The sequence below is a fragment of the Streptomyces sp. NPDC100445 genome (genome assembly GCF_044759735.1).
Taxonomy (GTDB): Bacteria; Actinomycetota; Actinomycetes; order Streptomycetales; family Streptomycetaceae; genus Streptomyces.
Genome location: NZ_JBIVZV010000005.1, coordinates 155,510 through 180,164, shown reverse-complemented (window position 1 = coordinate 180,164; position 24,655 = coordinate 155,510). Strand labels below are relative to the sequence as shown.

Genomic DNA, 24,655 nt, shown 5'->3' with positions numbered 1-24,655 from the left:
GCAGTGGCCGCGCCGTCGCGGCCGGTCCCGGCGGGCGACCGGACCCGACCGCACGTACCGTCGGGAACATGCCCCCCATGGACGCGGGTGCGGGTACCGAACCCGCCCGTTCCGCCCACCCCGTGGCCCCGCCCGCGCTCCGGCCCGGCGGGCTGACCGGGGCCGAGGTCGCGGAACGCGTCGCCCGGGGACAGGTCAACGACGTGCCGGTGCGGGGCAGCCGGTCGCTCGGGGAGATCGTCCGGGCGAACGTCCTCACCCGGTTCAACGCGATCATCGGCGTCCTGTGGCTGGTCATGCTGTGTGTCGCGCCCGTCCAGGACAGTCTCTTCGGCTTCGTGATCGTCGCCAACACCGGAATCGGCATCGTCCAGGAGTGGCGGGCGAAGCAGACCCTGGACTCGCTGGCGGTGATCGGCGAGGCCCGGCCGACGGTACGGCGGGACGGGGCCGCCACCGAGGTGGCCACCGACGCGATCGTCCTGGACGACCTCGTGGAGATCGGCGCCGGCGACCGGGTCGTGGTCGACGGGGTGTGCGCGGAGGCCGACGGGCTGGAGATCGACGAGTCGCTGCTCACCGGCGAGGCCGACCCGGTCGCCAAGCGACCCGGTGACCGGATCATGTCCGGCAGTTTCGCCGTCGCCGGCGGCGGCGCCTTCACCGCGACGCGGGTCGGCCGCGAGGCCTACGCCGCCCAGCTCGCCGAGGAGGCCTCCCGGTTCACGCTCGTCCACTCCGAGCTGCGCACCGGCATCTCCACCATCCTCGGGTACGTCACCTGGATGATGGTCCCGGCGGCCGCCGGGCTCGTCGTCACCCAGCTCGTCGTCAAGAGCGACGACCTCGCCGACGCCGTCGCCCGCACGGTCGGCGGAATCGTGCCGATGGTCCCGGAGGGGCTGGTGCTCCTCACCTCCGTGGCGTTCGCGATCGGCGTCGTCCGGCTGGGCCGCAGACAATGCCTGGTGCAGGAACTGCCGGCCATCGAGGGGCTGGCCCGCGTCGACACCGTCTGCCTGGACAAGACCGGCACGCTCACCGAGGGCGGCATGAACGTCACCGGGGTACGGCCGCTGGACGGCGCCGACGAGACGTACGTACGCAAGGTGCTCGGCGCGTTCGGCGAGTCCGACCCCCGCCCCAACGCCTCCATGCGGGCGGTCATCGACGCCTGCCCCGAAAACGAGGACTGGCGGTGCGTGGAGTCGCTCCCCTTCTCCTCGGCCCGCAAGTACAGCGGGGCCGCGTTCAGCGAGGGCGACGGCGAGATCAGCACCTGGCTGCTGGGCGCCCCCGACGTCCTGCTCGACCCCGACGCCCCGGCCCTCGCCGAGACGGGGCGGCTGAACGAGCAGGGGCTGCGGGTGCTGCTGCTGGCCCGGGCGGGCCGCGACCTGGACGACGCCGAGCCGGCCCGGGACGCCCGACCCACCGCGCTCGTCGTACTGGAACAGCGGCTGCGCCCCGACGCGGCCGGCACCCTGCGCTACTTCGCCGAGCAGGGCGTGCGCGCCAAGGTCGTCTCCGGGGACAACGCCGTCTCCGTCGGCGCGGTCGCCGCGAAACTGGGTCTGGAGGGTACGGCGGTGGACGCGCGGGAACTCCCCGACGACCGGCCGGCGCTGGCCCGGGCCCTGGAGTCGGGCACCGTCTTCGGGCGGGTCGGCCCGCGGCGGAAACGGGACATGGTCGGCGCGCTCCAGTCGCGCGGGCACACGGTCGCGATGACCGGGGACGGCGTCAACGACGTCCTGGCGCTGAAGGACGCCGACATCGGGGTCGCCATGGGCTCCGGGTCGGAGGCCACCCGGGCGGTGGCGCAGATCGTGCTGCTGGACAACAGCTTCGCGAGCCTGCCCTCGGTGGTCGCCGAGGGCCGCCGGGTGATCGGCAACATCACCCGCGTGGCGACGCTGTTCCTGGTCAAGACCGTGTACTCGGTGCTGCTGGCGGTGCTGGTGGTGTGCGCGCGAGTGGAGTACCCCTTCCTGCCCCGGCACCTGACCCTGCTGTCCACGCTCACCATCGGTGTGCCGGCCTTCTTCCTGGCCCTGGCACCCAACACGGAACGGGCACGGCCGCACTTCGTGCGCCGGGTGATGCGGTACGCGGTCCCCGCGGGCGTGGTGGCCGGCGCGGCGACCTTCCTGACGTACCTGCTCGCCCGCCACCACTACAGCGGCCCGGGCGCCCTGGAGGCAGAGACCAGCGCGGCCACCCTGACCCTGTTCCTGACCTCGCTGTGGGTGCTGGCGCTCATCGCCCGCCCCTACACCTGGTGGCGGGTGGCCCTGGTGGCGGCGATGGTCGCGGCGTTCCTGCTGGTCCTCACGGTCCCCGCCCTTCAGGACTTCTTCGCGCTGAAGCTGGTCGGCGTCACGCTGCCGTGGACGGCGGTCGGGGTGGCGGTGGCGGCGGCGGCCGCCCTGGAGTACGTGTGGCGCTGGGTCGGCCGCCGCTTCCCGGACCGGAGCCGCTACCGCACGTCGACGTAGTCACCCGTGGCGCTGACGGCCGGAGTGGTCGAGGTGCCCGCGAAGCTGAAACGCCAGTAGCCGTCGTAGTTCGCGGTGGTGGTGGTCTTCAGGTTGCCGTACGAGTCGCTGTACACCGTCTTGAGGGTGGTGTAGGTCGTCGAACCCGCCTTGCGGAACTGGAGCTTGACCGGCTGGTTCGTGTAACCGTGGTACTGGTTGTCCTCCCAGTTGGCCCGGGAGAGCTTGCCCGTCACCGTGAGGGTCTTGCCCTTGCCGACCGGCTCGGGGCCGGCGTCGACCGTGAGCTTGGAGTAGCGCTGCACCAGGGTGGTGCCGAGGCCGCTCTGGTCCTTGTAGCCGACCTTGCTCAGGTCCGGGTCGTCCGGGTTCTGGCCGTTGAAGGCGATGGCCTCGGCGGCGATGTTCCAGGAACCGGCCGACGCGTTCGTCAGGTCGCCGTCGGCGGGGTGGATGTCGACGGTGCCCTTGCAGGTGGCCGTCGTCGACGAGGTGGCGGTGCAGGTGGCCGGGCCGTCCCCGTACAGCTCCGGGCTGGTGTCGGAGTAGGTCCCCTTGTAGAGGAAGGCGTCGGTCTCGAAGTCGTCCGCCGTGATGTCCACGTCGGAGCCGTGCGTCAGCGTGAACGAGTAGGAGGCGCTGACCTTGCTGGTGGTGCCGACCTTGATCGCCTTGGCGAGGGAGACGTTCGAGAAGCCGACGTTGAGGGTGTACGGCGTGCCCGAGTCCCCGGTGGCGTGGGCGGCCGGGACTGCGAGGGCGGAGAGGGCCAGGGCGCCGGAGACGGCGGCCACGGTGGCACGTATGCGCATGTGCGTTCCCCTGGAGGGAGAAGTGATCGTGGGTCGGTTGACCCACGCGATCAGATCCGCGGGACGGCCCGCGGGTTGTACGGCGACGGCGGTTTCCGGCCGGTTTTTACGCAGGCATTAGCTGCGCATGGCACAACTGAGAGGGAGCGTTCCGCCTCCGGGGTGGTGCGCGTCCCCGGAGGCGGACGCCCGCCGGCTACTGCACGTCGACGAAGTCGCCGGCGGCGCTGACCGCGGCGGTGGTCGAGCTGCCCGCGAAGGAGTAGCGGTAGTAGCCGTCGGCCGAGGCGGTGGTCGTCGTCCTCAGGTTGCCCTTGGAGTCGGCGGCGACCGTCTTCAGCGTGGTGTAGGTGCTGGAGCCGCTCTTGCGGTACTGGAGCTTGACGGCCTGCGAGCCGTAGCCGCCGTACTTGAGCGACTCCCAGTCGGCGCGGGTCAGGGCGCCCGTCACGGTGAGGGTCTTGCCCTTCTTCACCGGTTCCGGGGCCGCGTTGACGGTGAGCTTGGCGGCGCGCTGGAAGGAGAAGGAGCCGGCCTTCTCCTTCCAGATGTAGTCGTCGTCCTTGGCGTCGATCCAGGCGTCCACGTACCAGGTGCCGGCGCTCTTGTTCGTGAGGTAGTCCGTCTTCGGGTCGATCGTCACCGAGGCGGTGCAGGTGGCGGTGGTGCTGTTCACCTTGGCGCAGGTGGGCTTGGCCGTCGTCGCGTACCCGTTGTCGGGGCCGTAGAGGTCGAACTCGTCGGCGCCCTTGATGCCCGAGGCGTCCGTGGCGGTCACGCTGACCTTGACCGTGACGGCGTTGGAGGTGCCGACCGACACCTTGTTGTCGCCGTCCACGACCACCTTGGTGATCTTGGTGTCGCCCTGGCTGCTGTCGGCCTGGGCGGCCGGCACGGCGAGGGCGGACAGGGCCAGAGCACCGCTCACGACGGCGACAGAGGCTCGGATACGCATGTGTTGTCCCCACGATCAGATACGGAGAGTCAGGTGACTCCGCACATGTGACGTGGGGACATGGTGAAAGGTTGTACTACTGATCGGATTTTCGTAGGGATCCGCGCGCTGGGGAGCTGGCCCGCGGTCAGTCGAACCAGCGGTCCCGCGCCAGTTCCTCCGTCCGTGACGGGTCCTCCAGCAGCGCGGCCACCTCGAACCGCCGCGGCCACTGCCCCGCCGCCCACGCCAGGCCCGCGGCGACGCCCTCCAGGGTGGCCGCGTGCAGCACCCCGTCGTCGGTGAGCCGCCAGTCGATCCCGACGCCGTCGACCACGAGTTCGCCGTGCTCGACGTACGTGCCCGGCGTGCGCGGCCCGAGCAGCACCCGCACCGGGCGGGGCACCTCGTGCTCGGTGCCCTCCGAGTGCACCTCGCCGGTGACGGACTCGCTCAGGCGCCGCACCTGGAGCAGCTCGGCCAGCTCGGCGGCGCGCGCGGGCCGCACCGGCAGCAGCGGCACCCCGGAGGTGAACGGCAGCAGGTCCGGGGAGTCGACCACGACGGCCGCGCCGGCGTCCACGACCTCCACCCGACCGTCGACCACGGCCCGCAGCTCGTCCGGCAGCGTCACCCGCTCGGGGTCCAGCTCGGCCAGGGCGCCGTACAGGCCGTGCAGTTGGGCGGCCGTGACCGGGCGGTCCGGGTCGCCGAGCCGGTCCAGGAGTTCCGCGGCGCCGCCGGGCTCGTCCAGCAGCGCACCGACGGAGGTGCGCACGCCGAGCGCCCGCAGCACCTGCTCGTCCCCGAACCCGGTGGCGTCGGCCTCGTCGTACAGGCCGTGCAGCAGCGGGTCCCCGCCGGCGGCGAGGAGACCGGCCGGGCGCCGTCCGTCCAGGACCGGGTGTCCGCGCAGCCACCAGGCGGTGTACGGCCGCACGGCCTCGTGGGTGCCGTCGGGCAGCAGGACGCGGACCGGCTGGGTCAGGGCGTCCCGCAGCGGCGGCCGGGCCAGCAGGGCCAGCGCCTCGGGCCAGTGGGCGTCGTCCACCAGGTCCAGGTCGCGGACGGCGAGCAGTTCGGTGGCGACCGGCGGCACCGGGCTGTCCGGGAACCGGTCGAGGATGTCCTCGCACCACACGTCGACGGCGTCCAGCAGGCCGGCGTCGTCGGGTTCGGCGTAGTCGCCCTCGCGGGGCTCGAGTTCGTCGGGGTCGAGGACGACGTCGGTGGCGCGGACGAGCGCGAAGTCGGCGAGCACCCCGCAGGCGGCGAGCGGCCCCTCCCCCCACCGTTCGGCGAGGCCGGCGTCCACGGCGGCCAGTTCGCCCTCCCGGATCACCCGGGCGAACGGGCTGCCGGGCAGCACGAGTTCACCGGCGGGCGCGAGTTCGCCGTCCTCGTCGGGCAGCGCGAGGGCGCCCAGCCAGGGTTCGTCGCCCGGTTCGAGACCGGCGTCGCGGACCAGGGCGAGGACGGTCTCGGCCAGTTCCTCGGCGTCCGGCGCGTCCTCCTCCCAGCCGATGCCGCCGCCGTCGTCCAGGGAGCCGGCGACGGCGGCCCGTACCTGCGGGGTGGTCAGCACCGCGCGCGGCGACGCGGGCAGCGCGCCCAGCTTCTCCAGCAGCGGGTGCGTGGCGTCCTCGTGGGCGACCTTCAGCCCGAGCCGGCCGAGGACGTCCGGGTCGACGGGGGCGGCGTCGGGGGTGGGCAGGAGCACCTGCCGGGGTCCGACGGCGGTACGGCCGTCCGCGAGGGGCACGGGCAGGCCGGTCAGCCGGTCGGGGTCGACGCCGGCGAGGCTGTCGTAGAGCCGCCACCACCAGTCGGGGTCCTTCTCCAGCCCGGCGAGCCGGTCGACGGCGTCGGCGAGCGGCAGCCGGGCGACGCCGAGGGTGCGCAGCTCGGCGCGGCGCTCCAGCCCGGCGGGCAGCAGGGTGGGCAGCACCTCGGCGAGGACGCGTACGGTGCCGGCCCCGGCGCCCTCCACGACCTCCGCGTCCCGGGGCCGCAGCGCCTCGGGCAGTTCGTCGTCGCCGTCCGGTGCGACGGCGGGCGGCAGGAAGGCGGTGCGCGGCAGCCGTTCCAGGACCGCCTGGCGCAGCGCCCCGTCCAGTTCGCCCCGGCCCAGCGGCCCGGGCACCAGGCCGATGACCGCGTCCGTCACCGGCCGCCATCCGGCGAGGAGTTCGGCGTAGGTGTCGGCCGCGCGCTCCACCAGGAAGTCGGTGAGGGGGCCGGGGGCCGCGTGCCGGCGGGTGGTGTCGAGCGGGAAGGAGGCGATGAGCAGGGCGGGCACGCCGAGGGGCTCGTCGCTGGGGGTGGGCGCGTGCAGGACGGGGCTCGTGCGGGGCGGCACCGGCCGCCCCTGCTCGTCGGCGGGTACCGCCCAGGTCACCGACCAGTGGGGCCGCAGCCGCTCCTCCACGGGCCGGTCGGCGAGCAGGTCGGGGGTGAGCGGGCCGTGCGCGGTCGCGGTCCGCCACGTCGTGGTGCCCCGCCGGGAGTCCTCGACGACGGTGAGGTCGCCGTCGGTGCGCCGGCGCAGGGTGCGGGCCGGGGCGCCCTCGACCTCGACGACGACCTCGGCCAGCCCCGGCAGGGCGAGGAGCAGCGCGTCGTCGACGGCGTCGAGGAGCCGTTCGGCGAGACCGGCCGCGGCGGCGTCCCGCAGCGGCAGGATGACGGCGGTGTCGTACGGGTCCGGGGCCGTGCCCTCGGCGGCGAACGGCAGCCGCAGCAGGGGGACGTGCCCGTCGCGGCGCCGCACCTCGTCGCCGAGGCCGGGGCTGTGCCGGGCGGTGGCGGCGGCCAGTTCCCGCGCCTCGGCGAGGGACCAGCGCACCCCGCCGTGCCGTCCGACGAGCGCGGGTTCGTCCGTCACCGCGAGGACGGCGGCGAAACCGACGCCGAACCGGCCGACGGCGCCGTGCGTGCCGCCGGCGTCCCGTTTGGCGGAGGCCCGCAGCGTGGACAGCGACTCGACGCCGCCCGCGTCCAGGGCCGCGCCGGTGTTCGCGGCCACCAGCACGCCGTCGCGGAGGGTGAGACGCAGCCGCCCGGGCACGCCCGCGCGGGCGGCGGCGTCGGCGGCGTTCTGGGCCAGCTCCACCACGAGCCGGTCGCGGTAGCCGCCCAGGGCGAGATCCTCCTCGGCGTTGGCGTCCTCACGGAACCGGGCGGGGCTGGTGGCCCAGGCGTCGAGGACGCCGCGGCGCAGTCGGGCGGTGCCGAAGGGGTCGGCGCCCTCGGCCGCCGGCCGCACGAACTTGCTCACGTTCACTCTCCTCGTCGACGTGAGGACGAAGGTACAGCGCGGGCGGGCGGGGGAACGAAGGGGCGGGGTGGCCGCGGGGCCCCGCGGCACCGCCGGTGGCCAGGGGGAACGCCCCGCGGCGGTGTCCTCCCCGCGGGTCAGGGGCCCGGGCCCGGGTCCGGGTTGACGGCACGGCCCAGACCGGCGCGCGCGGCCTCCAGCTGGGCGGCGAACGCGATGCCCAGGAACAGCGCGACGGCCGTGAGGTTGGCCCACAGCAGCAGGGCGACGAACGCGGTGAGGGGCCCGTACACGGCGCCGAAGGAGCCGCTGCGGGAGACGTAGAGGGCCAGCAGCCAGGTCGCGACGACCCACAGCACCAGGTGGACGGCGGAGCCGAACGCCAGCCAGGTGTACCCGGGCTGGTCGCGCCGCGGTGACCAGCGCAGGATGACGGCGGACGCCACGCAGGCGAGGGCCGTGCCCACGGGTATCTCCAGGGCGCCCCACCACCCCGGGGGCGCGGGCCGGCCCAGTGCCTCGGCCGTCGCGGTGCCGACGGCCTCGCCCGCGACGAGGACGAGGAAGCCGAGGACCATCGGCACGCCGGCGGCGAAGGCGAGGAGGACGGCCCTGGCGTACTTCCGGGGGAGGGGCCGATCGCGTTCGATGCCGTAGATGCGGTTGGCACCCCGTTCGACCTGGCCCATGGCCGAGGCGAGGTTGAGGACGGAGAAGGCCAGACCGAGGCAGAGCGCGATCTTGCCCCGGGTGTCGGAACCGGCGGTGCGGCGGGTGCCGCGCAGCGCGTCCTGGACGACGTCCGAACCGCCGGCCGGGACGATCCTGCGCAGGGTCAGCTCGATGATCTGCCCCACGCTCTCCGTGTGCGCGGCCGTCGCGAGGCCGACGAGCGCGATCAGCAGCGGCACCATGCCCAGCACGATCTGGAAGCCCAGGGCCCGGGCGTTGGTGAACCCGTCGGCGTAGCGGAACCGGGAGAACGCGTCGAGCAGCAGCCGTACGCCCCCGTAGCGCCGCAGCGCGGTGAGGGCCTCGTCGCCGGAGAGTTCCTCCCCGATCATGTCCCGCGTCTGCGGGACGTGGACCACCGTCCCCATGGTCTGCGTCTCCTCACGTGTGGAAGGGGCCGGCCGTCACCGCGGGTCCGGATGGTTCCCGGGGCCGTCGCCGGGCCCGGCCAGCGGCGTCGGCGACAGTGCCGTGGGTTCCTCGCCCGGCTCCAGCAGGGTGTCCGCCGCACCGACGATCAGCGGATCGGGGGTGCCCACCGCCGTGTGGTCCTTGGCGGCGTAGTCGAAGCGGTGGAGGAGACTGCGCATCGCCTCCAGCCTGCCCCGCCGCTTGTCGTTGTTCTTCACGACCGTCCAGGGCGCGTGGGCCGTGTCGGTCGCCCGGAACATCTCGACCTTGGCCGCGGTGTAGTCGTCCCAGCGGTCGAGGGAGGCGAGATCGGTGGGGGAGAGCTTCCAGCGGCGCACCGGGTCGACCTGGCGGATCGCGAACCGGGTGCGCTGCTCGGCGCGGGACACCGAGAACCAGAGCTTCACCAGGAGGATGCCGTCGTCGGTGAGCAGCCGCTCGAACATCGGGGTCTGCGCGAGGAACTGCCGGTACTCGGCTTCCGTGCAGAAGCCCATGACCCGTTCCACTCCGGCCCGGTTGTACCAGGACCGGTCGAAGAAGACGATCTCGCCGCGGGCCGGGAGGTGCGTCACGTACCGCTGGAAGTACCACTGCCCCCTCTCGCGCTCGGTCGGCTTGTCCAGCGCCACCACGTGCGCCCCGCGCGGGTTGAGCCGCTCGGTCATCCGCTTGATGGTGCCGCCCTTGCCCGCCGCGTCCCGGCCCTCGCAGACCACGACGATCCGCCGGCCCGTCTCCTTCACCCAGCGCTGGAGCTTGAGCAGTTCTATCTGGAGTATCCGCTTGGTCCGCTCGTACTCGCGCCGGCCGAGCCTGCTGTCGTAGGGGTGGTTCTCCCGCCAGGTCTCGACCGGCCCGCCGTCCGGCCCGAGGAGCACGGGCCGTTCCGGCTGGCGGTCGTCCACCTCCAGCCCCCGCAGCAGGTCGTCCCCCCGCACCGTGTCGTGGGTGTCCCGCGCCTGCGTCACCTGCTCGTGCTCGGCCATGGACCGCCCTCTCCCGTCCGGCCGACCGCCGGGGCCACCCCGCCGGGCCCCACCGCGGTCTTCCTCCCACGTGCCCGCGAAGACCGCCCCCAGACGCACGAGCTGCTCCCGGGGGGACGACCACCGTCGGGCCGGGCCCTGTACGGTCGCTACGGTCGTTCCTATCCGTACCTGCGAGACAGGAGGGCCCCTCGCGTGCCGGAACTGCGTCTGGGACCAGTGCTGAGGTACACCGACGACTCGTGCGCGACCGTTTGGGTCGAGACGAGCCGGCCCTGCGCGGTGGAGGTGCGCTGCTCGGACGGCGCGGGCGGCACGGCCCCCACCTTCCAGGTCGCCGGGCACCACTACGCGCTCGTCACGGTCACCGGGCTGCGGCCGGACAGCTCGCCGTCGTACGAGGTGTTCCTGGACGACGCCGCGGTGTGGCCGCTGCCCGACTCGCCCTTCCCGCCCTCCGTGATCCGGCCGCCCGGCGCCGGCGACACCGTCCGGGTCACCTTCGGCTCCTGCCGCTGGGCCGCGCCCCCCGCCGACGGCACGGACCCGGTCGGCCCGGACGCCCTCGACACCCTCGCCACCCGGCTGGCGGCCGACCCCGACGCCCGGCGCCCCGACGTCCTGTTGCTCCTGGGCGACCAGGTGTACGCGGACGAGACCTCCGAGGACACCCGGCGCTGGCTGGCCGGCCGCCGCGACCTGGACGAGGCGCCCGGCAGCCAGGTCACGAACTACGATGAGTACTGCCGCCTCTACCACGAGTCCTGGCTCGACCCGGAGATCCGCTGGCTGCTGTCGACCGTGCCCAGCTTCATGATCTTCGACGACCACGACGTCGTGGACGACTGGAACACCTCCGCCGCCTGGCTCGCCGACATGCGCGCCACCGACTGGTGGCAGGAACGGCTCCTCAGCGGCCTGATGTCCTACTGGGTCCACCAGCACCTCGGCAACCTCTCCCCCGCCGAACTCGCCGAGGACCCCGCCTACGCCGCCGTGCACGCCACCCCGGACGGCACGAGCGCGCTGCGCGACCTCGCGGTACGGGCCGACGCCGACCCCGCCGCGGTCCGCTTCAGCTACCGACGCGACTTCGGCCGGGTCCGGGTGGTCATGGTGGACTCCCGGGCGGCACGCGTCCTCGAGGAGGACCGCCGCTCCATGCTCGCCCCCTCCGAGGCCGACTGGCTGCGCGAACAGGTGCTGGCCGACCCCGCGTCCTACGACCACCTGCTCATCGGCACCTCCCTGCCCTGGCTGCTGCCGCACCTCGTGCACGACACCGAGAACTGGGACGCCGCCCTGTGCGCCGGGGAACGAGGGGCGCGCTGGGCCCGCTTCGGCGAGTACCTGCGCCGCCGCGCCGACCTGGAGCATTGGGCGGCCTTCCCCCGCTCCTTCGCCTCCCTCGCCGCGCTGATCGCCGAGGCGGGGACCGCGCCGGACGCCCCCGCGAGCGTGTGCGTGCTCTCCGGGGACGTGCACCACGGCTACCTCGCGCGGGCCGCCTGGCCGGCCGGCGGGCCCCGCATACCCGTCTTCCAGCTCACCTGCTCGCCCGTCCACAACTCGGTGCCGCTGTCGATGCGGGTCGGCTTCCGCTTCGGCTGGAGCGCGCCGGCCCGCGTGCTGGGCCGCCTCCTCGCCCGGCACGGCCGCTGCGAGCGACCTCCGGTCGTCTGGCGGAAGCAGGGCGGGCCGTGGTTCGGCAACCAGCTCATGACCCTGACCCTGCGCGGCCGCACCGCCCACCTCCGCCTCGAACTGACCACCCCGGAGGCGAAGTTGCGCACCGCCCACGAAACCACTCTGGCCCGGGGCTAGTTCGGCGCCACCCGGACACCGGAGGACGGAACCCGTCCGGGGGCACCGGAGCAACCGCGTTCACGACGTCGGCTCCTGGGCGTCCGTAGCGGAGCCGACCGCGACCGGCCCACGGGACGAGCACCCGACGGCGACGGCACACTCCCCGTCCCGGGTGGCTGCCATGGACCCGGAGACCGGCCGCCCGAGCCGGGGCGGTACGCCGCGCCGGGTGCCGGCACGGGCGGGGGGCCGTACCGGTCGCGAACCCGCTCGCGCGGCGGTGCAGACCCGTACGCCCTCAAGGACACCCACCCGACCCAGGTGGCCGACACACACGGAGACCGGCGGCCCGATCCGGGGCCGCCCGCACCGGGGGGCGTGCCGCTCGTGAACGCGCTCGCGCGGCAGTGCCGACGCGGCACGCCTCAAGGACACCCACCCCACCCAGGTGGCCGACACACACGGAGACCGGCGGCCCGAGCCGGGGCGGCCCGCACCGGGGGGCGTGCCGCTCGTGAACGCGCTCGCGGCAGTGCCGACGCCGTACGCCCTCAAGGACGCCCTCCCCGCCCAGGTGGCTGACGGGTCGCGGAGACCCGGCGCCCGCCCGGCCGGGCCCCGTCCGCCGAGGGCGGCCGGGTGGGTGGGTGCCCGGGGTCGGGGGTCAGGAGTGTCCGAGTTCCGCGGTCTCGTCGTCGGTGTCCGGGACGGAGCCGGAGTCGCGGGCGGGGCGGAGCGGGAAGGGGTCGACCCGGGTCTCGTCGACGACCGGCGCGGCGGGCTGCGGGGGCTTGGGCATGACCGCCGCCTCGGAGTGGCCGCCGCAGCCGTAGGCGAGGGAGACCACGTGGCCGTCGGCCGGTGAGAACTCGTTGGCGCAGACGCCGAAGGCCTGGCCGAGGGAGCCGCCGATGGGGACGAGGAAGCCGCAGCTGACGCAGCCGGCCGGGGCGGCCTGGGCCATGGGGGTCTTGGGGCCGAAGGCCTCTTCCCAGCGGTCGGCGGCGCTGTGCAGGCCGTAGCGGGACAGGACGCGCGCCCGGCGCATGCCGAGTTCCTCGGCGACGGCGGCGATCGTGCCGCGGGCCGGGACGGCCTGCTGCACGGCGGGCGTGCCGGGGGTGACGTCGGCGTCCTCGGCCTCGGCCAGTTCCCGCATCTCCTCGGAGACCGCCGCACTGGGCAGCGGCTCCTCCTCGCCGGTGTAACCGGGTTCCAGGCGCAGGTCGTCCTGGTCGGTGGGGAGGAGGTCGCCGGGGCCGAGGTCGCCGGGGCGCAGGCGCTCGCTCCACGGGACCCACTCGGGGGCGAGGAGGGCGTCGGGGCCGGGCAGGAGGACGACCTCGTCGAGGGTGACGATCTTGGCGCGGGAGGCGCGGGCCACCGTCACCGCCCAGCGCCAGCCGCGGTAGCCCAGCTCCTCGCAGTCGAAGAAGTGCGTGACAACGCGGTCGCCCTCGGACACCAGGCCGCTGTGCTCACCGACCACGCCGGGCGCGGCGGCCTCCTCGGCGGCGGCGCGTGCGAGGTCGACGGCCTCGGCGCACAGGCGGTCGGGGGTGCGGCTTCGCGTGGTCGCTGCGCTCACAGGTATCGCTTCTCTCCTACGCCGTCTCATCGAGTGCGGCTGCCTCCGGCGGTTTCGCCTACGGAGCGGACCAGGGGACCGCATCGACGTCTGCATCCGCGCGCCCGGGCGCACCTCTGCCATCCATTCTGCGTTATGGCTGAGATAGGCACGCTACACCGGGCGGGATTCGTGGATTCCCCGACCCGGCCACCCGCCCCGGCCGAGTGGCGGGCGCGGGACCCCGTTCCGGGGCCCCGGCGGGGCCCGATCAGAGCCTTGCGGGCCGCCACACGCGTACGGAGGGCACTATCGAAGCCGATCTCGGGGCACTATGAACGGCGTGACAGCCGCGGACAAGGTAGAGGGTCGGGGCGGCGGTTCGGGCCGGGTGGGTGGTGCCGTCCGCTCGGTGGGGCGTGCCCTGCACCTCCCGGTCACCGGCACGGCGCGGGGCATCCGCAGGGTGACGCACGCGCACGGGGCCGGCGAGTCGGGCCTGGGAAAGCTGATCGAACTGCACGCGGTGAACGGCGCCGGCGATGTGATGATCACCGTGGCGCTGGCCTCCACCGTGTTCTTCTCGGTGCCCACGGACGAGGCCCGGGGCCGGGTCGCGCTGTACCTCGCCATCACCATGGCGCCGTTCACGGTGCTCGCGCCCGTCATCGGGCCCCTGCTGGACCGGCTGCCGCACGGGCGGCGGGCGGCGATGGCCGGGGCGATGCTCGCGCGGGCACTGCTGGCGCTGGTCATCTCAGGTGCGGTGGCGAGCGGCAGCCTGGAGCTGTATCCGGCGGCGCTGGGCGTGCTGGTGGCGTCGAAGGCGTACGGCGTGGTCCGCAGCGCCGTCGTGCCCAGACTGCTGCCGTCCGGGTTCTCGCTGGTGAAGGCGAACTCCAGGGTGACCCTGGCCGGGCTGCTGGCCACCGGTGCGGCCGCGCCGGTGGCGGCGGGGCTGCACACCATAGGGGACCCGTGGCCGCTGTACGGCGCCTTCGTGATCTTCGTCGGCGGCACGGTGCTGTCGTTCTCGCTGCCGCCCACGGTGGACTCGGCCAAGGGCGAGGGCAGGGCGCTGCTCGCCGCGGACGAGGAGAGCCTGCCCGGCGCGTGCCGCGCCCGGACCCGGCGGCCGGGGCTGCGGACCGTCGGGCCCGCCGTCACGCACGCGCTCGGCGCCAACGCCGGCCTGCGCTGCCTGTCCGGCTTCCTGATCTTCTTCCTCGCGTTCCTGCTGCGCGAGCACCCGCTGACCGGTGAGAGCGCGGCGGTGTCGCTGGGCGTGGTGGGTGTCGCGGCGGGGACCGGCAACGCGCTGGGCACGGCCGTGGGGGCGTGGCTGAAGTCCCGCGCCCCGGAGATCATCATCGTGACCGTGGTGGCGGTGGTCCTGGGCGCCGCGGTGATCGCCGCCGTGTTCTTCGGGGCGTTCCTGGTGGCCTGTCTCGCCGCGGTCGCCGGGTTCGCGCAGGCGCTGGCCAAGCTGGCGCTGGACGCGCTGATCCAGCGGGACGTGCCGGAGGCGGTGCGCACCTCGGCGTTCGCCCGCTCCGAGACGCTGCTCCAGATGGCGTGGGTGCTGGGCGGCGCGGTCGGCATCGTGATGCCGCTGAACGGCACGGTGGGGCTGCTGGTCGGTGCCGCGTTCGTGGCGGTCGGCTGGCTGAGCACGCTGCGCGGGCTGCTCGCCTCGGCCCGGCACGGCACCCGGGCCCGGGCCCAGGTGGCGTAACGATCCGGCGCCGTCCGGGACGGCCCCGGGCACGGGCGGCGTAACGAACCGGGCACGCCGCACCCCGCGTGGGCGGACGGCGAGGGCCGCCCGATAGCCTTCGGCCATGACCACGCTGCAATCCGTTGTGCGACGCCGCCGCGCCGTCGCCGCCGCCGGCGCCGTTTCCGCCGGACTGCTCGTCCTGTCGGCCTGCGACAAGCCGACACCCGTCGCGACGATCACCGTCGGCAGGAGCTCGGTCAACGCCGAGGCCCTCTGCTACAACGACGGCAAGGCCCTCGACGCCAAGTCGCTGGCGAAGTGCGCCAAGAAGGCCGACGACGTCGAGTCGATCAAGGTCGGCCAGGACGAGACCGTCCGCATCGGCGTCGACCCGAAGGTCGCGGACGCCGGCTGGATCCTCCTGGTGAACGGCCGCCAGTTCACCGACACCAGCAAGGAGACGTACCGGACGATCCCGAGCAGCGCCTTCTTCAGCGCCCAGTACGGCACCCAGGGCAACACCAACGCGCTCTCCATCCGCATGGGCGGCAAGGCGAACGAGGGCGTCTGGTCCTTCAAGCTGAAGAAGGCCTGATCACGACGGCGGCACCGGTCCTGGTCGCCACCGCGGTCCCCGTCGAGCGGGACGCGGTGGCCCGGGCGCTGCCCGCGCCCGAGGAGGTACGACTGCCGGGCGCGGTGCTGCACCGCACGGCCGCCGGCTGGGACCTGCTGGCCGCCGGGGTCGGCCCGGCGCTCGCCGCCGCGTCCACCGCCGGCGCCCTCACCGCCGCCGCGCTGGCCGGCCGGCCCTACGGCCTGGTGGTCTCGGCCGGGATCGGCGGCGGTTTCGCGCCCGGCGCGCCCGTCGGCTCGCTCGTCGTCGCCGACGCGGTCACCGCGGCCGACCTCGGCGCCGAGACCGCCGACGGTTTCCTGCCGGTCACCGCGCTCGGGTTCGGGACCGTCACCCACCGCCCGCCGCCCTCACTCGTACGAGTCGTGTCCGAGGCCACCGGCGCCCGTACCGGCACCGTCCTGACCGTCTCCACCGTGACCGGCACCGCCGCCCGCGCCGCCGCCCTCCGCGCAGCGCACCCCGGCGCGCTCGCCGAGGGCATGGAGGGGTTCGGGGTGGCCGAGGCCGCCGCCGCGCACGGGGTGCCCGTACTGGAGATCCGCGCCGTCTCCAACCCCGTCGGGCCCCGCGACCGTGCCGCCTGGCGCATCGGCGACGCCCTCGCCGCCCTCACCGAGGGTTTCGGGAAGCTCGCGCCCGCACTGGAGAGTTGGAACCCGCATGACCACTGAGCCGCTGAAGATCTCGTACTCGCCCTGCCCCAACGACACCTTCGTCTTCGACGCCGTCGCCCACGGGCGCGTCCCCGGCGCCCCCGCGCTGGACGTGACCTTCGCCGACATCGACATCACCAACGGCATGGCCGAGCGCGGCGAGTCGGACGTGCTGAAGGTGTCGTACGCCGTCCTGCCGTACGTCCTGGACACGTACACGCTGCTGCCGTGCGGCGGCGCGCTGGGCCGGGGCTGCGGACCGCTGGTCCTCACCCGCGAGCCCGGGACCGACCTGACGGGCCGTACGGTGGCGGTGCCCAGCGAGAAGTCCACCGCCTACCTGCTGTTCCGCCTGTGGGCCGCGGACACGCTGCCGGGCGGGGTCGGCGAGATCGTCGTCCTGCCGTTCCACGAGATCATGCCGGCCGTGCGGGAGGGCAAGGTGGACGCCGGACTGGTCATCCACGAGGCCCGGTTCACCTACCGCGACTACGGGCTGCACAAGCTCGCCGACATGGGCGAGCACTGGGAGCGGACCACCGGACTGCCGATCCCGCTCGGCGCGATCATCGCCAAGCGCGCGCTGGGCGCCGGGACACTTCACCGGCTCGCCGAGTCCGTCCGCGCCTCGGTGCGGGCCGCCTGGGACGACCCGGAGGTCTCCCGCCCGTACGTCCTCGCCCACGCCCAGGAGATGGACCCGGCCGTCGCCGACCAGCACATCGGGCTGTACGTCAACGAGTTCACCGCCGACCTCGGCGAGGACGGGTACGCCGCGGTCCGCGGACTGCTCACCCGCGCGGCGGCCGAAGGACTCGTACCGCCCCTCGGCCCGGACGCGCTCGCCTTCCCCTGACCTTCCTAGACGTCCAGCTGGTCGGCGACCGCGCGGAGCAGGCCGGCGATCTTCTTGCCGGAGACCTTGTCGGGGTAACGGCCCTTCTCCAGCTGCGGCGTGATGTTCTCCAGCAGGGTCGTCAGGTCCTGCACGATCGAGGCCAGCTCGTCCGGCTTCCTGCGCTGGGCGGCGGCGACCGACGGGGTCGGGTCGAGCACGACGACCGACAGCGCCTGGTCGCCGCGCTGGCCGGCGACCACCCCGAACTCCACGCGCTGACCCGGCTTGAGCACATCGACTCCGGCGGGGAGAACCGAGGAATGGACGAAGACGTCACCGCCGTCGTCGCGGGAGAGGAAGCCGAAGCCCTTCTCGCTGTTGAACCACTTGACCTTGCCGGTAGGCACGTCTGTCCTCGTCCTCGTACTCGTTGGGGGAATGCTTCGGAAACGGCTCTTGATAGCACAGAGCGGGCCCACCGTGACCCGCCGCTACCAAGGCTAATGGTCTTCGGGCGGGTGACAAGACGTCCCCCGGCTGTTCTCTCGCGCCAGGAACTACCCTGGTCGGGTGCGTGACAAAACCCAACCGAATTCCCCCGAGCCCGGTGACCGGCTGATCCGCGCCGGTGCCGTCGTCTTCTTCGTCGGGGCCGTGGCCACCCTGGTGACGGTGGCTCCGATGCTGCTCGGCGCGACGCCTTTCCCGACGTACATGTTCGGCCTGAGCATGCTCATGGCCGTCGGTTTCCTCGTCGCCGCCGCCGGAGTGCTGCGGTCCGTCGCCGCCGGACGCCGTCAGGCGCGGGACGCCTCCCGGTAGCCGGCGAGCCAATCCGGGAACGCCGACAGGTCGTCCAGGACGACGTCCGCCCCGGCCGCCCGCAGCTCCGGCGCCGGGCACGGGCCGGTCGCCACGGCCACCGCGAGCGCGCCCGCCGTACGGGCCCCGCGCACGTCACCGACGTGGTCTCCGACGTACACGCCCGCGCCGTGCTCGCGCAGCGCCAGCGCCTTCTGCTCCGCCCACAGGTCGCCGACGACCACGTCCGGCTCGATGCCGAGGTGGGCCAGGTGCAGCTTGGCGTTCGGCTCGTACTTCGCGGTCACCACCATCGTCCTGCCGCCGGCCGCCCGGACCGCGTCGATCGCCTCCCGCACACCCGCCATGGCGTGCGTCGCGGTGATGGCCGTCGACGGATACATCTCCCGGTACAGATCGGCCATCACCGGCACCTGATCGGCCGGAAACCAGTGGATCAGCTCCTCCGCGAGCGGCGGCCCGAGCCGGGTCACCGCGAGATCGGCGTCGATGAACGTCCCCGTCCGCTCCGACAGCGCCAGGTAACAGGCGCGGATGCCCGGCCGCGAGTCGATGAGGGTCATGTCCAGGTCGAACCCGACGGTCAATGAGGAAGCCATACCCCACATTCTGCCGCCCCCCAAAACCCCCCAGCAGCCCCCCACCCGCCAGAATCCCGGCCACCGAAAGAGGCACGGGCGACGACACCCCGAAAGGGGCGCGGGGAACTGCGCGAGCAACCACGACCCACCCGCACCCGGCACACACCCCGAACCGCAGCCGAGCCCCACCGCGCAACCGACGGAGTCACTTCCGTTGGGAGCGCCACGCCAGGTACAGCGCCGAGGCGACCGCCGCTCCCCTGACGACCCACGGCCACGTCTCGCCGACGGCGTCGCCGAGGTGCCCCTGGGCGATCGGCTCGCCCCACCGCCCCTCGGTACGCCCCCACAGCCACGCCAGTCCAGCCGCGACCGCCGTACCCGGCAGCACCAGTACCGCCCACTTGGTCTCGGCCGGCGTCAGCCGCCGCGACCCGTAGGCGATCAGCCAGCCCAGTCCCAGCGGGAGCCAGCTGCCGAGCACCGCGCCGGCGACCAGAGCGGCGGCGGCGAGCAGCAACAGCGGGTTGGACCAGCCGGCGGCGGGCCGCGGGAACCGGCGGCGCCGGACGGTCCCGGCCACGGCGTCGTCGCCCGGGCCCGCGCCGACCTGGGCCTCCGCCCCCTTCGCATCCTCGGCCCCCGCCGCTCCCGCACCCGTGCCGTCGGCCTCCGGGGGCCGTCTGAGCAGCTCGGGGATCTCGACCCCGCCGACGAACCCCGGCACCGGGTCGAGGTCGGCCAGGGGACCACCGGGACTCATCCGCCACCAGTCGGGCGCCGCCACCGCGTCCCCCAGTTCATGCGCGGGCGCGAGGTGCGGCGGGGACGCGGCGGCGGGCGGCGGCGCCGGTGCGGCGGCGCGCGGACGCGGCACGGCCCGCGCCCACCGCCCACGGGCGCCCTTCTCCAGCGGCCCCGGCCCCGGCCCGGACGTCGGCTCGCGGTCCGCGGGCTGGGCCGGCACCGCGGTGCCGGGCGGCGGCGGCCCCCCGCCGGTGCCGTCCGCCGCCGAGACCACCTCGTCGGGGGTGCCGAGGCGCTCCAGGATGCGGCGGACGGCGGCGGGCGAGTCCACCGTCGTCCTCGCCCGCGACCGGTCGATCTCGTTGCGCAGCTCCGACACGAGCCGCATCCGGGTGGCCGACGGAAGCTGCCGTTGCTGCGCGACGTCTCCGACGCGGCTCAGATACTCGTAGACGACCTGGTCGCTCTCGATCCCCACGAAACCCCTCCGGGGTGACGCCGACTGAACCCCCGTGAGGACCGTACCCCCTCTGTCCCGGCGCCCCGGGCAGAGGGAAGTCCGCTACCGTTGGCCGGATGAGCCCCGAGGCCCACTCAGTCCCTCGGTCCCTCGCGGAAGCGCTCCGCGCCAGGGACGACGCCTCCCTGGCCGCGCTGCTGCGCAGCCGCCCGGACCTCATCACCCCCGTCCCCACCGACCTGACCCAGCTCGCCACCCGCGCCGGCACGCGCGCGTCGGTGCTGCGCGCCCTGGAGCGGCTGGACCGGTTCGCGCTCCAGACGGCGGAGGCGCTGGCGGTGGCCCCGGACCCGGCGCCGTACGACACGCTGCTGGGGCTGATGGCGGGGGACGCCGTGGACGAGGCGGTGGCCGCCGCGCTGCCGCGGGCCCTGGCCACCCTGCGCGAGCAGGCGCTGGTGTGGGGCGACGACGACCGGCTGCGGCTGGTGCGCACCGCCCGTGAACTGCTCGCGCCGTCCGCGCAGCACCCGTCCCCGACCGGGCTGGGCCCCACCGTGCGGGAGGCCACCTCGGGCATGTCGCCGGGCCGGATCCAGGAGATCGTGACGGCGGCCGGGCTGGCGTCGACCCATGACGCGGTGTCCGCGGTGACCGCGCTGACCGGGCTGTTCACCCACCGCAGGAAGATGGCGAAGCTGCTCGCCGGGGCGCCCGAGGCCGCCCGCGAGGTGCTGTCCCGGCTGGTGTGGGGGCCGCCGTACGGGCAGGTCACCGCGGATCCGGCCGCGCACCTGCGGTGGCTGCTGGACCGCGGGCTGCTGCTGCCGACGGCCCCCGGCACGGTCGTCCTGCCCCGCGAGGTGGCCCTGCACCTGCGGGAGGGCCGCGCCCACCGCACCCCGGAGCCGCTGCCGCCCGCGGTGGCGACGGCCGCGACGCACGGCCCGCAGGTGGTGGACGCGACGGCCGCCGGTCAGGCGTACACCGCCCTGGCGACCGTCGAGGAGCTGCTGAAGGACTGGGACGAGGGCGGTCCGGCGGTGCTGCGGGCGGGCGGGCTGAGCGTCCGCGACCTGAAGCGGACGGCGGTCGCCCTGGACGTGTCGGAGCCGGTCGCCGCCTTCTGGGCCGAACTGGCCTACGCGGCCGGTCTGATCGCGTCCGACGGCGAGGCCGACGAGCGGTACGCGGCCACGCCCGCCTACGACGAGTGGCTGGAGGCGCCGCCCGCCGACCGCTGGGGCCGGCTCGCCGAGGCGTGGCTGGCGGCCACCCGCGCCCCGGGCCTGATCGGCGGCCGGGACGCCAAGGACCGCACGCTGTCGGCGCTCGGCCCGGGCCTGGACCGGTCCGCCGCGCCCGAGGTGCGGCACCGGGTGCTGACGTTGCTGGCCGCGCTGCCGCAGGGCGCGGCCCCGGACACCGGGTCGGTGCTGGCCCGGCTGCGGTGGGAGCATCCGCTGCGCGGTCCGGTGGGCGCCGCCCCGCGCGAGCGCGGCGGGCCGTGGGGGAAGGACGGGGGCGAGGAGGACCTGCGCACCCGGCTCGCCCGCTGGACGCTGACGGAGGCCGAACTGCTGGGCGTGACCGGGCGGGGTGCCCTGTCGGCGCACGGCCGCGCGCTGCTCGGCGCGCCCGCCGCCCCGGCGTCCGCCGGGCCCGCCGCCGGCGCCGCGGACCCGGCCGGGCCCGGGGACAAGCTGCCCGTGCACCACCACCGGCCCGCCGCCCGGCCCGCGCCCCTGTCCGGCCCCGAGCGGGCCGCCGCGACCGCCGCCGCGGCCCGGCTGCTCACCCCGCTGCTGCCGGAGCCGCTGGACCACGTGCTGCTCCAGGCCGACCTGACCGCGGTCGCCCCCGGGCCGTTGCGCCGCCCGCTCGCGGACACGCTGGGGGTGCTCGCGGACGTGGAGTCCAAGGGCGGCGCGACCGTGTACCGGTTCACCCCCGCCTCCGTGCGCCGCGCCCTGGACGCCGGCCGGGCCGCCGCCGACCTGCACGCCTTCCTCGCCGAGCACTCCCGCACCCCGGTGCCGCAGCCGCTGGCCTACCTGATCGACGACGTGGCCCGCAGACACGGCCACCTGCGGGTCGGCGCGGCCTCGGCGTACGTCCGCTGCGACGACGACGCGCTGCTGAACGAGATCCTCGCCGACCGGCGCGCCGCCGGCCTGCGCCTGCGCCGCCTCGCCCCGACCGTGCTGGCCTCGCAGAGCGACCCGGCGGCGCTGCTGGAGGGCCTGCGCGCGATGGGGTACGCGCCCGCCGCCGAGTCCGCCGAGGGCGACGTGCTGATCGCCCGCGCCCACGCCCACCGCACCCCGCCGCGCACCGCGCCCGAGCCGGTGCCGGAGGGGCCGCCGCCGCCCGACGCCACGCTCCTCGCGGCGGCGGTCCGCGCGATCCGCGCCGGTGACCTGGCCGCCACCGCCCCGCGCAAGCCCGTCGACGGGGCCCCGGCGGGCGGCGAGCTGCCCCGCACGTCCGCCGCGGACACCCTGGCCACCATGCAGGCCGCGGTCCTGACCGGTGACTCGGTGTGGATCGGCTACGTCAACGCCGAGGGCGCCGCCACCCAGCGGGTGATCGCCCCGATCCGGGTCGAGGGCGGCTTCGTGACGGCGTACGACCACACGGCGGACGAGGTGCGCACGTTCCCCCTGCACCGGATCACGGGCGTCGCCGAGCTGGCGGAGGACTGAGTCCGCCCCGCCGGCCCCCGCGGCCCCTCGGGGAAGTGGGCCGGATGAGGCACACTGGACGTTTGGCTATTGCGGAAAGGGTGTGCCGCGCGTGAACGGTCCACTGATCGTCCAGTCCGACAAGACCCTGCTCCTGGAGGTCGACCACGAGCGGGCCGGTGACTGCCGGCGCGCCATCGCGCCCTTCGCCGAGCTGGAGCGGGCACCCGAGCACATCCACACCTACCGGGTGACCCCGCTCGGCCTGTGGAACGCGCGCGCCGCCGGGCACGACGCCGAGCAGGTCGTGGACGCCCTGGTGGAGTACAGCCGGTACCCCGTGCCGCACGCGCTGCTCGTCGACATCGCCGAGACGATGGACCGCTACGGCCGCCTCACCCTGAGCAAGCACCCCGCGCACGGACTCGTCCTCACCACCACCGACCGCCCGGTGCTGGAGGAGGTGCTGAAGTCCAAGCGGATCGCCCCGCTGGTCGGTGCCCGCATCGACGCGGACACCGTGGCCGTGCACCCCTCGGAGCGGGGGCAGATCAAGCAGACGCTGCTGAAGCTGGGCTGGCCGGCGGAGGACCTCGCCGGGTACGTCGACGGCGAGGCGCACGCCATCGACCTGCTGGAGGACGGCTGGGCGCTGCGGCCGTACCAGAAGCAGGCCGTGGAGAACTTCTGGCACGGCGGGAGCGGTGTCGTGGTGCTGCCGTGCGGTGCCGGCAAGACGCTGGTCGGCGCCGGGGCGATGGCCCAGGCCCGGTCCACCACGCTGATCCTGGTCACCAACACCGTCTCGGCCCGGCAGTGGAAGCACGAGCTGGTGAAGCGGACGTCGCTGACCGAGGACGAGATCGGCGAGTACAGCGGGACGCGCAAGGAGATCCGGCCCGTCACCATCGCCACCTACCAGGTCCTCACGACCCGGCGGAAGGGTGTCTACCCGCACCTGGAGCTGTTCGACTCCCGGGACTGGGGGCTGATCGTCTACGACGAGGTGCACCTGCTGCCCGCGCCCGTCTTCAAGTTCACCGCCGACCTCCAGGCGCGGCGGCGTCTGGGGCTGACGGCGACCCTGGTCCGCGAGGACGGACGTGAGTCGGACGTGTTCTCGCTGATCGGGCCCAAGCGGTTCGACGCGCCGTGGAAGGAGATCGAGGCGCAGGGTTACATCGCGCCCGCCGACTGCGTCGAGGTCCGCGTCAACCTCACCGACGCCGAGCGGCTGGCGTACGCCACCGCCGAGGCGGAGGAGAAGTACCGCTTCTGCGCCACCACCGCCACCAAGCGGAAGGTCACCGAGGCGATCGTCCGCCGGTTCGCGGGCCAGCAGATCCTGGTCATCGGCCAGTACATCGACCAGCTGGACGAGTTGGGCGAGCACCTGGACGCGCCGGTCATCAAGGGCGAGACGTCCAACGCGCAGCGGGAGAAGCTCTTCGACGCCTTCCGCGAGGGCGAGATCAGCGTGCTGGTGGTGTCGAAGGTCGCCAACTTCTCCATCGACCTGCCGGAGGCCACGGTCGCCATCCAGGTGTCGGGGACGTTCGGCTCCCGGCAGGAGGAGGCCCAGCGGCTCGGCCGGGTGCTGCGCCCGAAGGCCGACGGCCACCAGGCGCACTTCTACTCGGTGGTCGCCCGCGACACCCTCGACCAGGACTTCGCCGCCCACCGCCAGCGGTTCCTGGCGGAGCAGGGGTACGCGTACCGCATCATGGACGCCGACGAGATCCTGGCCGACGGCTAGGGCCTGTCGTTGGGATCGTTCCGGCGTCGCGGGGTCCGGCACGCACATCTGCGGCGTTGTCGTCGGTCCCCGACGCTCCGCGTCGACTCCCTCCTCCGCCTTGCAGCTGCACGCACCAGACCTCGCTCGGGTGGGCTGACAGGCGCCGCACCTCATGGCCGGCCTGATCCAAACGACAGGCCCTAGCGCGGCGCCGTTCCGGCCGCGCCGGGCGGTCTAGAAGAACGCGTAGCTGTCCATCCAGCCCTTGGTGGTGCCGGACTTGCCGTAGTACCAGGTGACGCCCTTCTTGTAGGCGGTGCAGTACACGCGCACCTTGTTGCCCGCGAAGACCGACTTCTTCACCTTGTAGGTGTAGCCGGGGCCGGTGTGCATGTCGGCGTGGTCCCACTGGACGACCGGGTAGGTCGCGTCCTTGATGTTCTTGGTGCAGCCGGAGGAGTCGACGGCGTAGGCGCCGGGCGCGGCCAGGACGGTGGCGCCCAGGGCGAGCGCGGTGGCGGCGGTCAGCGCGCCCACCGCCCTGCGGATCGGTGGCGTCGGGAAGGGCATGCGGTGTCCCCGTTCGGTCGGTCGAAATGATCGGACAGCGGTTGATCATGCTGTCACACGAGCCGAGCGGCAGGAGGACGCGCACGCCCGCCAACGGTCGCCGCCGTCAGGGCAGTTCCGTCGGGCCGGGGCGCCCCGCGGCCCCGATATTCGCTGGCACCCGTCCGCCGGTCCCT

Annotated in this window: 19 protein-coding genes; 9 read left to right on the top strand and 10 right to left on the bottom strand. The window is 74.4% G+C overall.

What is annotated here, in order from left to right:
* Nucleotides 1–68 precede the first annotated feature (68 nt).
* Nucleotides 69–2,498 (top strand): HAD-IC family P-type ATPase, encoded by a 2,430-nt coding sequence (locus ACIQVT_RS14925; RefSeq protein ID WP_403752222.1) that lies wholly within the window; start codon nucleotides 69–71, stop codon nucleotides 2,496–2,498.
* Here ACIQVT_RS14925 and ACIQVT_RS14920 read toward each other — a convergent pair.
* The 5 genes from ACIQVT_RS14920 to ppk2 all read right to left on the bottom strand — a co-directional run bounded on the left by ACIQVT_RS14920 (nucleotide 2,480) and on the right by ppk2 (nucleotide 9,653).
* The gene (locus ACIQVT_RS14920) at nucleotides 2,480–3,310 is read right to left on the bottom strand and encodes a hypothetical protein (protein ID WP_403752219.1); all 831 of its coding nucleotides are present in this window, start codon (nucleotides 3,308–3,310) and stop codon (nucleotides 2,480–2,482) included. The genes ACIQVT_RS14925 and ACIQVT_RS14920 overlap by 19 nt on opposite strands.
* Nucleotides 3,311–3,506: 196 nt before the next feature.
* Complete coding sequence (locus ACIQVT_RS14915; protein ID WP_403752216.1) at nucleotides 3,507–4,265, bottom strand: calcium-binding protein; 759 nt, start codon at nucleotides 4,263–4,265, stop codon at nucleotides 3,507–3,509.
* Nucleotides 4,266–4,392: 127 nt separating this feature from the next.
* Nucleotides 4,393–7,521 (bottom strand): sacsin N-terminal ATP-binding-like domain-containing protein, encoded by a 3,129-nt coding sequence (locus ACIQVT_RS14910; RefSeq protein ID WP_403752213.1) that lies wholly within the window; start codon nucleotides 7,519–7,521, stop codon nucleotides 4,393–4,395.
* Nucleotides 7,522–7,658: 137 nt separating this feature from the next.
* Nucleotides 7,659–8,621, bottom strand: coding sequence for a YihY/virulence factor BrkB family protein (locus ACIQVT_RS14905; protein WP_403752210.1), 963 nt, complete (start codon nucleotides 8,619–8,621; stop codon nucleotides 7,659–7,661).
* 36 nt (nucleotides 8,622–8,657) lie between these two features.
* A complete protein-coding gene (ppk2, locus tag ACIQVT_RS14900; protein WP_403752207.1) occupies nucleotides 8,658–9,653 on the bottom strand; it encodes a polyphosphate kinase 2 in 996 nt (331 codons plus the stop codon).
* A 195-nt stretch (nucleotides 9,654–9,848) separates the two neighbouring features.
* Between ppk2 and ACIQVT_RS14895 the strand changes: the two genes are divergently transcribed.
* Entirely contained in the window at nucleotides 9,849–11,477 is a 1,629-nt protein-coding gene (locus ACIQVT_RS14895) for an alkaline phosphatase D family protein (protein ID WP_403752204.1), read from the top strand.
* A 646-nt stretch (nucleotides 11,478–12,123) separates the two neighbouring features.
* Here ACIQVT_RS14895 and ACIQVT_RS14890 read toward each other — a convergent pair.
* Nucleotides 12,124–13,047, bottom strand: a complete 924-nt coding sequence (locus ACIQVT_RS14890; protein WP_403752201.1) for a DUF3027 domain-containing protein — start codon at nucleotides 13,045–13,047, stop codon at nucleotides 12,124–12,126.
* 313 nt (nucleotides 13,048–13,360) lie between these two features.
* On the opposite strand from ACIQVT_RS14890, the gene ACIQVT_RS14885 reads away from it, so the two are divergent.
* From ACIQVT_RS14885 to ACIQVT_RS14870, 4 genes are all read left to right on the top strand, one after another.
* Nucleotides 13,361–14,761 carry an MFS transporter gene (locus tag ACIQVT_RS14885; protein WP_403752198.1) on the top strand — a complete coding sequence of 467 codons (1,401 nt, stop codon included), beginning with the start codon at nucleotides 13,361–13,363 and terminating at the stop codon, nucleotides 14,759–14,761.
* Between the two features lie 106 nt (nucleotides 14,762–14,867).
* On the top strand, nucleotides 14,868–15,341 hold the full coding sequence (locus tag ACIQVT_RS14880) for a DUF2771 domain-containing protein (RefSeq protein ID WP_403752195.1): 474 nt from the start codon (nucleotides 14,868–14,870) through the stop codon (nucleotides 15,339–15,341).
* Entirely contained in the window at nucleotides 15,341–16,057 is a 717-nt protein-coding gene (locus ACIQVT_RS14875; protein WP_403752980.1) for a futalosine hydrolase, read from the top strand. The genes ACIQVT_RS14880 and ACIQVT_RS14875 overlap by 1 nt, the downstream gene beginning before the upstream one ends.
* Entirely contained in the window at nucleotides 16,047–16,895 is an 849-nt protein-coding gene (locus ACIQVT_RS14870) for a 1,4-dihydroxy-6-naphthoate synthase (protein WP_403752192.1), read from the top strand. The genes ACIQVT_RS14875 and ACIQVT_RS14870 overlap by 11 nt, the downstream gene beginning before the upstream one ends.
* A gap of 5 nt (nucleotides 16,896–16,900) precedes the next feature.
* Here ACIQVT_RS14870 and ACIQVT_RS14865 read toward each other — a convergent pair whose 3' ends face one another.
* On the bottom strand, nucleotides 16,901–17,284 hold the full coding sequence (locus tag ACIQVT_RS14865; RefSeq protein WP_403752189.1) for a cold-shock protein: 384 nt from the start codon (nucleotides 17,282–17,284) through the stop codon (nucleotides 16,901–16,903).
* Between the two features lie 163 nt (nucleotides 17,285–17,447).
* Here ACIQVT_RS14865 and ACIQVT_RS14860 point away from each other — a divergent pair, with 163 nt between their 5' ends.
* A complete protein-coding gene (locus tag ACIQVT_RS14860) occupies nucleotides 17,448–17,699 on the top strand; it encodes a hypothetical protein (protein ID WP_403752186.1) in 252 nt (83 codons plus the stop codon).
* Here the strand turns inward: ACIQVT_RS14860 and ACIQVT_RS14855 are convergent.
* A complete protein-coding gene (locus tag ACIQVT_RS14855; RefSeq protein ID WP_403752183.1) occupies nucleotides 17,675–18,307 on the bottom strand; it encodes an HAD family hydrolase in 633 nt (210 codons plus the stop codon). The genes ACIQVT_RS14860 and ACIQVT_RS14855 overlap by 25 nt on opposite strands.
* A 178-nt stretch (nucleotides 18,308–18,485) precedes the next feature.
* Complete coding sequence (locus tag ACIQVT_RS14850) at nucleotides 18,486–19,505, bottom strand: hypothetical protein (protein WP_403752180.1); 1,020 nt, start codon at nucleotides 19,503–19,505, stop codon at nucleotides 18,486–18,488.
* 98 nt (nucleotides 19,506–19,603) lie between these two features.
* On the opposite strand from ACIQVT_RS14850, the gene ACIQVT_RS14845 reads away from it, so the two are divergent.
* Together ACIQVT_RS14845 and ACIQVT_RS14840 are read left to right on the top strand one after the other, a co-directional pair.
* Nucleotides 19,604–22,192, top strand: coding sequence for a helicase-associated domain-containing protein (locus ACIQVT_RS14845; RefSeq protein WP_403752177.1), 2,589 nt, complete (start codon nucleotides 19,604–19,606; stop codon nucleotides 22,190–22,192).
* Nucleotides 22,193–22,283: 91 nt separating this feature from the next.
* Nucleotides 22,284–23,927 (top strand): DNA repair helicase XPB, encoded by a 1,644-nt coding sequence (locus tag ACIQVT_RS14840; protein ID WP_403752174.1) that lies wholly within the window; start codon nucleotides 22,284–22,286, stop codon nucleotides 23,925–23,927.
* Nucleotides 23,928–24,143: 216 nt separating this feature from the next.
* Here ACIQVT_RS14840 and ACIQVT_RS14835 read toward each other — a convergent pair whose 3' ends face one another.
* Entirely contained in the window at nucleotides 24,144–24,479 is a 336-nt protein-coding gene (locus ACIQVT_RS14835) for a hypothetical protein (RefSeq protein ID WP_403752171.1), read from the bottom strand.
* Between the last annotated feature and the right edge of the window lie 176 nt (nucleotides 24,480–24,655).